The 11,576-nt window shown below is 63.8% G+C and carries 13 protein-coding genes; 2 read left to right on the forward strand and 11 right to left on the reverse strand.

Annotation, left to right across the window (positions count from 1 at the left end; genetic code table 11):
* Window positions 1–4: 4 nt before the first annotated feature.
* The 9 genes from speD to AC0Z36_RS25715 all read right to left on the reverse strand — a co-directional run bounded on the left by speD (window position 5) and on the right by AC0Z36_RS25715 (window position 9,226).
* Window positions 5–451, reverse strand: a complete 447-nt coding sequence (speD, locus tag AC0Z36_RS25675; protein ID WP_485465426.1) for an adenosylmethionine decarboxylase — start codon at window positions 449–451, stop codon at window positions 5–7.
* A 4-nt stretch (window positions 452–455) separates the two neighbouring features.
* The gene (locus AC0Z36_RS25680) at window positions 456–1,652 is read right to left on the reverse strand and encodes an ATP-grasp domain-containing protein (protein WP_485465427.1); all 1,197 of its coding nucleotides are present in this window, start codon (window positions 1,650–1,652) and stop codon (window positions 456–458) included.
* Window positions 1,649–2,866 (reverse strand): MFS transporter, encoded by a 1,218-nt coding sequence (locus AC0Z36_RS25685; protein WP_485465428.1) that lies wholly within the window; start codon window positions 2,864–2,866, stop codon window positions 1,649–1,651. Before AC0Z36_RS25685 ends, AC0Z36_RS25680 begins: the two co-directional genes overlap by 4 nt.
* Window positions 2,867–2,904: 38 nt before the next feature.
* Window positions 2,905–3,303 carry a hypothetical protein gene (locus AC0Z36_RS25690; protein WP_485465429.1) on the reverse strand — a complete coding sequence of 133 codons (399 nt, stop codon included), beginning with the start codon at window positions 3,301–3,303 and terminating at the stop codon, window positions 2,905–2,907.
* Window positions 3,304–3,363: 60 nt separating this feature from the next.
* Window positions 3,364–4,329 carry a radical SAM protein gene (locus AC0Z36_RS25695; RefSeq protein ID WP_485465430.1) on the reverse strand — a complete coding sequence of 322 codons (966 nt, stop codon included), beginning with the start codon at window positions 4,327–4,329 and terminating at the stop codon, window positions 3,364–3,366.
* Entirely contained in the window at window positions 4,330–5,532 is a 1,203-nt protein-coding gene (locus AC0Z36_RS25700) for an ATP-grasp domain-containing protein (protein ID WP_485465431.1), read from the reverse strand. It abuts the gene before it with no gap.
* A 365-nt stretch (window positions 5,533–5,897) separates the two neighbouring features.
* Complete coding sequence (locus AC0Z36_RS25705; RefSeq protein WP_485465432.1) at window positions 5,898–6,689, reverse strand: AlkZ-related protein; 792 nt, start codon at window positions 6,687–6,689, stop codon at window positions 5,898–5,900.
* A gap of 280 nt (window positions 6,690–6,969) precedes the next feature.
* Complete coding sequence (gene argG, locus AC0Z36_RS25710) at window positions 6,970–8,421, reverse strand: argininosuccinate synthase (RefSeq protein ID WP_485465433.1); 1,452 nt, start codon at window positions 8,419–8,421, stop codon at window positions 6,970–6,972.
* A gap of 514 nt (window positions 8,422–8,935) precedes the next feature.
* On the reverse strand, window positions 8,936–9,226 hold the full coding sequence (locus tag AC0Z36_RS25715) for a hypothetical protein (protein WP_485465434.1): 291 nt from the start codon (window positions 9,224–9,226) through the stop codon (window positions 8,936–8,938).
* Window positions 9,227–9,243: 17 nt separating this feature from the next.
* Here AC0Z36_RS25715 and AC0Z36_RS25720 point away from each other — a divergent pair, with 17 nt between their 5' ends.
* Complete coding sequence (locus AC0Z36_RS25720) at window positions 9,244–9,498, forward strand: hypothetical protein (RefSeq protein ID WP_485465435.1); 255 nt, start codon at window positions 9,244–9,246, stop codon at window positions 9,496–9,498.
* Between the two features lies 1 nt (window position 9,499).
* Here the strand turns inward: AC0Z36_RS25720 and AC0Z36_RS25725 are convergent, their stop codons facing one another.
* Together AC0Z36_RS25725 and AC0Z36_RS25730 are read right to left on the reverse strand one after the other, a co-directional pair.
* Window positions 9,500–9,769: a type II toxin-antitoxin system Phd/YefM family antitoxin gene (locus AC0Z36_RS25725; protein WP_485465436.1), complete on the reverse strand. Its 270-nt coding sequence runs from the start codon at window positions 9,767–9,769 to the stop codon at window positions 9,500–9,502.
* A gap of 172 nt (window positions 9,770–9,941) precedes the next feature.
* The gene (locus tag AC0Z36_RS25730) at window positions 9,942–10,313 is read right to left on the reverse strand and encodes a winged helix-turn-helix transcriptional regulator (protein ID WP_485465437.1); all 372 of its coding nucleotides are present in this window, start codon (window positions 10,311–10,313) and stop codon (window positions 9,942–9,944) included.
* Between the two features lie 92 nt (window positions 10,314–10,405).
* On the opposite strand from AC0Z36_RS25730, the gene AC0Z36_RS25735 reads away from it, so the two are divergent.
* A complete protein-coding gene (locus tag AC0Z36_RS25735) occupies window positions 10,406–11,245 on the forward strand; it encodes an SDR family oxidoreductase (RefSeq protein ID WP_485465438.1) in 840 nt (279 codons plus the stop codon).
* Window positions 11,246–11,576: the final 331 nt, after the last annotated feature.

Consider the following 11,576-nt stretch of genomic DNA (forward strand, 5'->3'; position numbering starts at 1 on the left):
GGGCTCAGATCTCCGCTAACGTGCGTCCTGCTCCGATGCCGATCGCGGGCCCCCTCCGATCACCGGTCCCGACGCGCCGAGGAGGCAGTGACGGGGCGATGGGCGCACCGCGCTGGATAATGCTCGTCCTGTGGTTTCCGGGGGTGAGGATTTCTATGACCGAGTCCACGACCCGCTCGGGTTTGCACGTCGTACCGCAGGTGAAAGTGTCGATGAACAGGGAGCGCATATCCGGGTACGTATGAACGGCGACGTGTGACTCTGAGAGCAGGAAAACCGCCGTGAGGCCGCTCGGTTCGAACTTTTTCGTCTGGACTCCGCAGATCGTCGCGCCAGACTTAGCGATCCCGACTCTCAGCGCGTGCATGATCAGATCGTTGTCCGTTATCTTCTCCTCGGACACGTCGTAGATATCAGCGAAGACGTGGGTTCCGGCAAAGAGATACGTCACATTCTCACACCCATTTCATGAGGCCATCGGCGACCAGGACGTACTCGCCGAGACGTTGTTCGAGCAGTGCTGACGTACTGCCCTCGGCAACGAAGCTGAGGACGGCGTCGGTGCTGGCGCAGGCCCCGCCGAAGTCCCGCGGGACCGCATTTCGGACGGTGAACTCCCGTATGTAGGAAGGGAGTTCCGGGACCTCTACGGCAAGCAGGGTTCCCGTCTTCGGCGGGACCAGTACGAACCCGTAGAGCTCTTTGGTGAGTTCAATCAGATCGTCACCCGGGTCAGGCAGGCCCGCCTGGTGGCGTATCCACGCCCGCGCGGGGTTCACCCCTGTCCGGTAAGTCAGCGCCTGCGGGATACTCCCACCACCAAGGCGGCAAGCGATCTCACAGAAGAACAGTTCCCCGTCGCGCTCCCGTTGCATTATTTCCAGATGGAAGGGATCGCGGTCACCGGGCGGAAAAGCAGCGAGAACATCCCGGGTGAAAGCCGTCAACCGCACCGCCATCGTGTCGGCTGGGTCCAGCTGGACACTCCCCAGCGGAAGGCTGTCCTGGAAGGAGAGGCAGTCGTTGATGTATCCGGACGGGCAGCAGTAGACCAGCTCCCCCTGCTCGGACACTCCGTCCACGTGGAAAACCGGACCGGAGATATATTCTTCCAACAGGACGTCGGAGCAGTCCCGTTGGCCGAATTCCACGGCAAGTTGTTCCGCGGACCTGACCACCTGGACTCCGGTCGAGGCGAACCCCAGACGCGGCTTGATGACTACGGGAAAGCCGTGCTCCGCCGCGAACTCCAAGGCCTGGTGCAGGTCTTCCGGCGCACAGAAGGCCGGCGTGCGCAGACCGGCCTGGACCGTCAGCTGTTTCATCATCAGCTTGTCGCGGTAAGGCAGCGCCTGCGCCAGGGACTGGCCCGGGATTCCGTGCGCGTCTCTTGCCGCGGCGGCCCGCAGGACGTCTTCCTCGGTGACGTGCACGATGTGCGTCACATCGTTGGCGCGGCACAGGGCATCAAGTGCCCGCTGCACACCCGATCCTGTCGAGTAGTCATCGATCGCGACCAGATCGGGAAACACACCCTGGTATCCGTCTGCCGCTTCCGTACTTGTGACCAGCGTTGTTTGATCGACGATCTCGGCCAGCCAGTCACCCAACGGGGTGAGGGCCGCGGGGACCCGATTGACCACCACGATCATGCCGGCACCTCCTCGACTTTGTTTTGCTGTCCTGACCCGGAGAGAAGAGGAACGCAGCCGAAGATGACCACGGCCATCGTGATGAAGTACACCGCGGCTCCCACCGCGAGCAGACCACCGCCGACCACCGGACCGACAAAGAATCCGAGGTACCGCAGTTCCGCGAGCCCGAAGTAGGCGCCCTTCTGGTCGTCTTCCGCAATCTTGTGAACTGCGATGTCCGGCATCGGCAGCAGGATCGCCTCGCCTACGGTCCAGAAGACGATGCCTACGTAGAGGAACACCGGACTGACTCCCATTGCCAGGAACAGGAGTAGACCTGCGGAGAACGCCGCGCTGCCCAGGACCACCAGGGTTCGGTCTGTCATCTTCTTGCCGAGCCACTCGATAGGTCCTTGCAGGGCTATTCCAAGCACTGCGTTGACGATCAGGGCGGAAGCGAAGAAGACCACCGGGTGGTCCTCGTTCTCCTCTTTGATGAACAGCGGGATGATCGAGTCGATCTGTGAGAAGACCAGGAAGATGACCGCCCCGGCACCGATCGCAGCCAGCAGGCGGCGGTCTCGGAGCAATTCCCGCACAGACTGTTTTTCGGTTGTCCCCGCAGTGGATCGTCCGGTGTCCAGTGCGGACAACGTCGCGCCTCGGGCCACAAGTACGAGCAGATACCCCCCGAACAGCAAGGCAGGGCAGACGAAGAGGTAGACCGCACCGCCCAGGTAGAGCAGACCGCCAATGGCAGGACCGACGATCGCGCCGATACACAACGTGACGTAGCGGAGCCGGAAGATCCCCCCGCCCTCGCCGGCCGCCAGCGACAGGAGCTTCTTCATCGCGGGCTCCACCAGGAGTCGGCCGACCCCGATCAGCATCACCAGAACGACGATCGCGGCAGTGCTCCGCACCACAGCAAGGAGCAGATAGGTAGCGATATAGACGGACAGGCCCGCGCGGATACAGACCAGCGCGCCTATCCGGTCCACCAGCATCCCGCCTGCCACACCGCCGACTGAACTGACCAGCGCGATGCTGCCGACGACCGCCCCGATCACCGGCATGCTCAGATCACTGTGATCTGCCAGGTAGAGGGTGAGGAAGGGCGCGGCGGAGAAGAAGGCGATGGCATTGAGCAGACTTCCTGCGATGAGCAGTCGGTTTGCTTCTTTGTTTGCGGAGTCGCCACCGCGGAACGCGGTTCTTAATGTTTCAGACATGGGAATCCCGTCAGCGCCAGTGCAGATAATGGATGCTGTTAGGCAAGGGACAACGGAAGCGTCATCCTGCGCTCGCCGTCGGTGATTCCGGAGACGCGGCTCTTCAAGGCGATGAAATCATCGAGAATGCGCTGGTCCGACTCGGGGGAGAGGTAGTACATCATGTTGACGTACCAGTACCAGCCGAGCTCGGTGATCCGGAATTCGTCGGGGTCTTCAACAACAAGTCCTTCGGCAATCAGTCGGCCGAGCTTGTCCTTGAACTCTGCGGGAATCCGGTCCCAGTCGAGCCGGTCCTTGGGCACCCAGCCGAAGTAGGGCAGCCTGAAGACAAGCCCCTTCTCGTAGGGGATTCCGTCGGCCTGGGTGACATTGATCTTGAAGTCGTTATTGTCCAGAAGATTCCGGGTGTAAGTAGCCCGGTTCTCATCGTTCATAATCGTGAATTCGCCACTCTGCGAGATCGCCGAGTTCCCGAACCCGATCAGGTCGTCGTCTCAGTGCGCCCAGAAGAAACTGTTGTAGACGTTGGTGTAGGCCCGCGATATGAATGTGGGATCGGGCTGCTGACCCTCGGGAATCCGGAGGTAGCCGTTTCCGTTGTGCTGCTGGAAACCGGAGGCCCGGATGTACTGGTTCAGGTAGATGGTCATCGACATCTTGTTCATGAAGCTCAGGGGTTCAAGACCACTCTTGACGTATCCGTGGTGCAGGGACGCCTGGGTGACGACATTGGTGATGGGGTAGAACTCGATGGTCTCGGTGCCGAGGTCGACCGCGGACTGGATCTCCTGGGAGAGCTGCTCGATGGTCTGCCCGTGCATCCCGTAGATGATGTCGAAACTGGTGTAGTCGAAGTACCGGCGCAGCAGTTCCGCAGCTTCATACGTCTGGTCCAGAGTGGCCGTGATGTTGAACAGCTTGCGGTAGACGGGATCGAAGGTCTGCAGTCCGAACCGGGCCTTGTTGACCCCGATGTCCCGCATGGCCGCGCACTTCTCCTCATCGATGCTCTTCACCTCCATCTCGAAGGTGAACTCTTTGAGCGCTGAGAGGTCGAAGTGATCGTGGATCTCCTTTCCGATCCGCCTGATCTGGTTGGCCGTGAGGGTGGTCGGGGTGCCACCGCCGAAGAAGATCGCCGTTATCGGGCGGCCACTGACCGACTCGTACCTGGCCTTGATCTGGATCTCCCGGATCAGCGCCTGGACGTAGAGCTCGATCGCCTCGTCACCAGGCGCCCCGAGCCCCCGGTTGAGAGTGCAGAAAGTACATATGGTTTCACAGAACGGAATGTGGAAGTAGAGGGCCCGGTCGCGGATCTGCGTGATGTCCAAGCTCGAGAAGAGTTTGTCAGGGGAGGTGATGTCCAGATCCTGCCCCTTCATCGGATAGAGCCAGTTGTAGATCGGGAACTGTTCGTCGAATTTGATCAGCGATTTCCCGGGAATGAGATTGACCATTTAATTGATCTCCACTTCAAGGATCGACCGAACAGTCTGCAGGGTCGTCAGAACGGATTTCACATCAATTCCGTACACCAGGACCTTGGCTACTACAGCATTCAGATCGCGGGTGAGTGGCACGTGGTCACCCGGCTGGCAGGCCAGGTGGACCGCGTCCACACCTGGAATTTCCACCACCTGCGCCAGCCCGCGAATCCGTCCGAGCGTTCCAGAGCGAATATCGTTGCGGATGCAACAGATACCGAGAGTGGCGTCAAAATCGACATGCCCCTGGCCCGGCATGGGATCTTTTGCTGACTGGGACTCACCAAGCAGCACCGAGAGCGTTTCCTCGTAGGGCTTGAAGGAGCTGTGCCTGGCCCAGTGCTCAGGGATGTACGCACCCGGCAGACGGCTGCCGATTTCGATAAGGCGGATGCCGTCGGCTGTGCATTTGATTTCAGTGTGGCTGGGTCCGACCCGGACCCCGAAGGCATCGAGCACCCGCATGGCAAATTCCGTGGCGGCACGGCTGTCCGGATCGTCGTGACTGATCTGGACGAGGTCCCAGTACGGCTGGTCGTAGTCGGCGTCATCCGGCTGGCGGTATTCCCAGATGTCGATGAGACGGTGCACCCCGTCGACCGAGAACATGTTGACCGCAAGTTCCCGGCCCCGGACGTATTCCTCAACCAGCCAGCGGCTGATATCGGAGCCGAACAGGTCCTGCCGGCCGAGTCCGACAAGGGACTCCCCGAGCGCCCCCGGTTCAGCGACAAGTCGGACATCCCGCGCTGCGGCCCCGGTCGAGGGCTTGATGATCAGCGGATAGCCGATCTTCGCGGCGGCCGAGGGAACATCGTCGAGCTTGGAGACGATCTCGAATTCGGGGACCTCGATCCCCGCCGCGGCGGCAAGACGCCGCATGTCCGCCTTGTCGCGTCTGGCTAGCGCCCGCTCAGGATCGTTGCCGGGCAAGCCGAGCAACCCGGCCATAGTGTCGGCGAGGAAGACTCCCGGTTCCGTCGCCGGCACCACTGCCCGAATGGGCCATCCCAAGCACTGCGCGAGATCATCCACCGATTGCGCATACAGGCTGAGATCATCTCCATCGCGGTGCCGTTCGGCAACGTCGGACAGCACGTCCGAAGAGATCGTATAGATGGATGCGACTGCCAGATCACGTGCCTGACATGCGCCTTTGAATGCTTCGCCGGTCATCACCGGATCAACCAGGAGGACAGCCTCACGCTGATCTCCGGGGAGTCCGATGCCAGCCCCCGCTGATCTCATAGCGGCAGACGCTACACCGATCTGAGAATCAGTCAAGGGATCTATCCACGCAGAATTTACGTGGTCCGAGAATGTCCGCGTTCGCAGGCATCGCACCCGAATTGACCGGAGCATCCAACCCCAACGAGGCGCCCAGCAAAGGGAGTTGAGGTCGAATGGCGCCAACGGAGCCCGGTGATCATTTGGAAATCGAATCCCCCAGTCGCCGGACGCCCTCAGCTGACGGGCATACCGCACCGTGCGCGCGTTACTTTCAGAACAGGGAAGGCGCCACAGTCAAAGACGGGCCGTCCTCAGGCGGTCTTGAAGTTGCCGCGGCCATCCACTGCCGCAAGCTCCCGCTGAACCAGGTCGGCCAAGGCCGACGCAGCATCCTTGACCGGCCAGCGGAATGCCCGGGAGAGTTCCCTTGGACTCGCCTCGACCATCGTGTCGAGGAACCGCAACGCGGCTTGCGGTTTGTCCGCAACGCACCCGGTCGGATGATCTACGAAGAATTCCCGACTGGTCAGCTCGATGACACAACTAGCCCACCCTGGACCGTCTTGCACGGTCCCGTAATTGGTAACCAGGAGGCTCCGGCCGAGTTCGTTGAGAATCTGCTGCCCGGATTTGCTGTCCAGCCCGAATACCTTGCGAATCAGACGCATTGAGGTGGGACCGTCATGGAGTAGGTGCTGGGCGACTTTTTTAGCTGCTCCCGAAAGGGGTACAGTGAGAAAGTCTTCGGGTAGCCCCGAATGCGGATAGAGCATCCCCAGGAGTTGCGGCGACAAAAGTGACTGTCGACCGCCCAGGAACCTCCCGCACCAGGCTCGCCCCTCGGTCGGCAGTGCGTCCTTCCAGGTCCACACCCGCTCCAGATCCGCGCCCCAACCTGCGGGAAGGAGCTGCGCGCCGGGCTCCCTGCCGGCCTCGCGCAGCGAAGGGTAGCTGGCCTTTTCGTCGCCGAACAATACGACAAAACCAAGGTCGGCGATGTATTCGGCAGCCGCATCCACGGTGTGCAATGGCGGTTGATCCATCCGCCAACGAGACATCCTCCGCTCGTGCAGCGTCCCAGTCCCAGTTTCGGACAGAGCCATTTCCGCACTCCTTAGATCATGGCAGTCGCCGCCCGCTTCACGACGAGCGGGCAGCGACTGGCTGCGACGTCTACCGCTATTGCGCGATGCATTCGCGCACTACGCAGCGGATCATGCCACAAGATCTTTCGGGCTTCCGGACATCACTCGGTTCCGCGGAATGCGGATTCCACAGTGAACTGCACCTGCGACTGCGCGCCTTGTCTGTCCTGCGCGTTGTCTGTCCTGCGCGTTGTCTGTCCTGCGCGTTGTCTGTCCTGCGCCGGTCAGTCAGTGCCGGTCAGTCAGTGCCGGACTCCATCGCGGCGCGGTCGAGCATCTGGTCGTCGTCGCCCTCGACCGTGCCGCGGGAGGCGATGACCTCGGCGCCGCCCTGCGGCATCGCGCCGATCAGCCCCGTCGAGGCCGCCTGGGCGGCACCGATGAGCGTCGCGTGTGTATTGCCGACGATGCCGAGATCGGCGTACTGCTCAAGCTTGGCGCGGGAGTCGGCGATGTCGAGGTTGCGCATGGTGAGCTGGCCGATCCGGTCCACCGGGCCGAACGCTGAGTCCGCGGTGCGCTCCATGGACAGCTTGTCCGGGTGGTAGCTGAACGCCGGGCCGGAGGTGTTCACGATCGAGTAGTCCTCGCCGCGTCGCAGCCGCAGAGTCACCTCTCCGGTGACCACCGTGCCCACCCAGCGCTGCAGCGACTCGCGGATCATCAGCGCCTGCGGGTCGAGCCAGCGGCCTTCGTACATGAGACGACCGAGTCGCCGGCCCTCGTTGTGGTACTGCGCGAGGGTGTCCTCGTTGTGGATCGCGTTGACCAGACGCTCGTACACAGCGTGCAGCAGCGCCATGCCCGGGGCCTCGTAGATGCCGCGGCTCTTGGCCTCGATCACCCGGTTCTCGATCTGGTCGGACATGCCCATGCCGTGGCGACCGCCGATGGCGTTCGCCTCCAGCACCAGGTCGACCGGGGTGGCGAACTCCTTGCCGTTGATCGTCACCGGGCGGCCCTGCTCGAAGCCGATCGTCACGTCCTCGGCGGCGATCTCGACCTCGGGGTCCCAGAACCGCACGCCCATGATCGGGTCGACGGTCTCGACGCCGGTGTCGAGATGCTCCAGCGCCTTGGCCTCGTGGGTGGCACCCCAGATGTTGGCGTCGGTGGAGTAGGCCTTCTCAGTGCTGTCGCGGTAGGGGAGGTCGTGGGCGAGCAGCCACTCCGACATCTCCTTGCGACCGCCGAGCTCGGCGACGAAGTCCGCGTCGAGCCACGGCTTGTAGATGCGCAGGTGCGGGTTCGCGAGCAGACCGTAGCGGTAGAACCGCTCGATGTCATTGCCCTTGAACGTCGATCCGTCGCCCCAGATCTGCACGCCGTCCTCGAGCATCGCCCGGACCAGCAGGGTGCCGGTGACAGCCCGGCCGAGCGGCGTCGTGTTGAAGTAGGGGCGTCCGCCTGAGCGGATGTGGAACGCGCCGCACGTGAGCGCGGCCAGGCCCTCCTCGACCAGTGCCGCGCGGCAGTCGACCAGGCGCGCGATCTCGGCGCCGTACGCCGACGCACGGGTAGGCACCGACCCGATGTCGGGCTCGTCGGACTGGCCGATGTCGGCGGTGTAGGTGCACGGGACTGCACCCTTGTCGCGCATCCACGCGACCGCGACGGAGGTGTCGAGGCCACCGGAGAAGGCGATGCCGACGCGTTCGCCGACGGGCAGGGAGGTAAGAACCTTAGACATAGAAAGAGTATGCGCCGTTGCGCATTATTATGCAATGGCGGTGGCGAGTCGTCGAAGGACGAGATCCGTTCGTCGTTTGCCTCAGCCGTACGAATCCCACATCCAGTCGGGCATCCAGTCAGGCCGGGTGTCCGGCCGGGTGGTGGGCGCCCAGTCGAGGACGGAACCGGGCGTGCGGGGCAGCGGAGGAGGCGGAGGAGGCGGCAGTGGTCTGTCCGGCGGGTTGTGGATCGGAAACGTCTTGTCCAGCTTGTTGTTCAACCACGCGTCGGGGTGGTCGCCGAGGGAGAGCGAGAACTTACCCCCGGGCTGGTAAGACCGTGGTAGTTCTTCTGCATATCCCGGCGCCACACCGTCCCAGCAGGTACGAGGTGTCGTCGCGCGGGCGTAGGGCGGGTCGGCCGGCGGGCCGTGGCTGCTGCCTGCCCTCGCGCCTGCGAACTGAAGCGGTCACACACCCGCTGAACAGCTACCCGCGCTTGGCCTGCCTGCTGAGATCCCGCCGACTCGGTGCTCACGAGCTCGACGAGAATGCCTCCAGGGGCGGAATCACATCGAAGTACCACAGGAGCAACGGGATCCCGACGCTACCGAAGAGCGCGCCGAGCGCGAATCCCACCGCCCCCACGGCCTCATGGACAAGCGATGACGGCCCGCCCACCACAATCCCGAGCGGGATACCCGCCATCGCCGCGAAGAACAGCGCAAGGCAGACACCGAGAGGGAAGCTGATCCAAGGCAAGGTCATCTCGCCGTCCACGACACGACTCACGATCGCGGCCGTCAGGGCCGCGTTGTAGATCACCCAGGCACCTACTGTCGGTGTACTCCCTGAAGTACAAAGGCGCGTACCTGCTGAAGAGCTCTTGGACGATTTCCGTGATGGGGCGACAGGCTGTCATCTCGGCGCTGGCATCGAAGCAAACGCATCCTGCTGGCCTGATCAGCGTGACGCTCTATCACGGCATCACGGAAATCTTCCAGGAGCCGGTGGATGTACACAGCAGATCCGGCGTGTCGGTGCCGTGCAGTGCGGCGAGCTGGTCCATCGCCTCGGCCGACCAGTCGACCGCGTAGCTCACCGAGCCGTACCGTCCACGTTCAGTCCGAAGCGGGTGGCCATCTCGGTCTGCGACACGAACCCGCCGGAGCGGCTGGCGCGTACGGCCTCGGCCTTGGCCAGGTCGGCGGCGTCTTCGAGGGACAGCGGGGAGGCGTACCGCTCGGCGTTGACCATCACGACGGTCAGGGTGCCGTGCTGGGCGATGGCCACAGGTTCGGCGTGGTGGGCCCGGTCGACGTAGTAGCCGAGCCGGGTGCGGGCTTCGCTGATCGGCACATTATCCATACAACGAACTGCACTAAACGTGCGATTCCATGTCGCTCCGCACAGGCAAACCACGACGGGACCGTCCACGCCGAAGGGCCGAAGGCGGAGGTGAAGTTCAGTACGGCCAGGACCGCGCCCTCACCGCGTAGCAGAAAGCTGTCCAGGTCCCGGGGCAAACTTCACTTCCACGCTAACCCGCGCTGTGCGCCGACAGCCGCCGTGTGATCCGGTCGAACAGCTCCGTCAGCGGCTCGCCGACATCCTGGCCGAACTCGGTCAGCCCGTAGGTGACCTGGGGCGGCGTCGTCGGCTCGACCTCCCGCCAGACCAGGCCGTCCTGAACCAGCGCGCGCAGAGTCTGGGCGAGCATCTTCTCGCTGATGCCCTGGATGCTCTCGCGCAACTCGTAGAACCGGAGGCTGTTGCTCCGCAAGGAGATCAGCACCCAGACACCCCACCTGCTGGTCACATGGTCGACCACATCGCGCGCGGGGCAGGCGGTGTGAAACACGTCATACCGCGCCCCCGTCCCGGCCTGTCTGCGCTGCACGCTTTCCGTCATGTCATGAGCTTACCTCAGGGTATGTCCTTACCGAAAGTTAGTCCGTGCTCCTAACGTCAAGGCCACAGAGGACATCTGACAAGGAGCTGAACATGATCGTTGTAACCGGGGCCACCGGAAATATCGGCCGGCCGTTGACGCAGGCGCTGGCCGAGGCGGGCGAGCAGGTGACGGCGGTGTCACGGCACACGACGGCGGTGCCGAACGGCGTCCGCCACCTGGTGGCCGACCTGGCCGAGCCAGCCAGCCTCAAGCCCGCGCTGGACGGAGCGAAGGCGCTGTTCCTGCTGCTGTCCGGCGACCTGCACGCCACAGGAGCCAACCCTGCCGACATCATCGGCGAAGCGGTGGCCGGCGGGGTCCGCCGGGTCGTCCTGCTCTCCACGCTGGGCGTGGTGACCAGGCCCTCCGGGCGGACGCGGATAGCGATGCGCGCGCTGGAGGACATGCTGCGGGAGTCCGGCCTGGAGTGGGCCATCCTGCGGCCGGGAGGCTTCGACTCCAACGCTCTGTGGTGGGCCGAGTCCGTCCGCGCGCAACAGGTCGTCGCCGCGCCCTTCGGCGACGTCGGGGTGCCGATCATCGACCCGGCGGACATCGCCGCGGTCGCGGCGGCCTGCCTGCTGGATGACCGGCACACCGGCGGTGTCTACGAGTTGACCGGGCCGGAGGTGATCACTCCGCGCCAGCAGGCGGAGGCCATCGCCGCCGCACTGGGCTCGCCCGTGAGGTTTCACGAGCTCACCCGCGACGAGGCCAGGACCGCCATGACCCGGAGCATGCCAGCGGAGCTCGCCGACGACACTCTGGACATCCTCGGTTCCCCGAGCCCGGCCGAGCTGCGCGTCAGCCCGGACGTCCAGCGGGTCCTCGGCCGCGCCCCGCGCCCCTTCGCCGACTGGGCCGCCCGCAACGTCGCCGCGTTCCGCTGAGACCGGTCAGCACCGCCGGAACTGCTTTCGTGCGCGGCGATCCACTACTGAACAGTCGGGAAAACTGCCTCGCAGTTGACGCAGCCATGACCCCTGCCGGGCCGGACCCGACGCTGCAGCCGCGGTGAATCGCCGTGCAGCCAACCCCCTTGACCCTACGGGCCAGGAACACTCCGATCAGCTGTGCCTGTCGTCAAACGACCGTTTCAGGTCACGATGCCACCACGGCCCCGGAACTAGTGCAGCGATTCATAAGTCCTTCGGGGGCTTGACGGTCACGTTCTGTGGCCGTCAAGCCGCCCGGTGGTACTCGTCCCGCAGTGCCCGCTCC

The sequence above is a fragment of the Kitasatospora sp. UYEF31 genome, assembly GCF_057291755.1.

Coding starts and splice junctions, on each gene's coding strand:
- AC0Z36_RS25680 (WP_485465427.1), bottom strand. CDS start 1,652: ATGATCGTGGTGGTCAATCGGGTCCCCGCGGCCCTCACCCCGTTGGGT.
- AC0Z36_RS25685 (WP_485465428.1), bottom strand. CDS start 2,866: ATGTCTGAAACATTAAGAACCGCGTTCCGCGGTGGCGACTCCGCAAAC.
- AC0Z36_RS25690 (WP_485465429.1), bottom strand. CDS start 3,303: ATGAACGATGAGAACCGGGCTACTTACACCCGGAATCTTCTGGACAAT.
- AC0Z36_RS25695 (WP_485465430.1), bottom strand. CDS start 4,329: ATGGTCAATCTCATTCCCGGGAAATCGCTGATCAAATTCGACGAACAG.
- AC0Z36_RS25700 (WP_485465431.1), bottom strand. CDS start 5,532: ATGACCGGCGAAGCATTCAAAGGCGCATGTCAGGCACGTGATCTGGCA.
- AC0Z36_RS25705 (WP_485465432.1), bottom strand. CDS start 6,689: ATGGCTCTGTCCGAAACTGGGACTGGGACGCTGCACGAGCGGAGGATG.
- argG (WP_485465433.1), bottom strand. CDS start 8,421: ATGTCTAAGGTTCTTACCTCCCTGCCCGTCGGCGAACGCGTCGGCATC.
- AC0Z36_RS25725 (WP_485465436.1), bottom strand. CDS start 9,769: ATGGATAATGTGCCGATCAGCGAAGCCCGCACCCGGCTCGGCTACTAC.
- AC0Z36_RS25730 (WP_485465437.1), bottom strand. CDS start 10,313: ATGACGGAAAGCGTGCAGCGCAGACAGGCCGGGACGGGGGCGCGGTAT.
- AC0Z36_RS25735 (WP_485465438.1), top strand. CDS start 10,406: ATGATCGTTGTAACCGGGGCCACCGGAAATATCGGCCGGCCGTTGACG.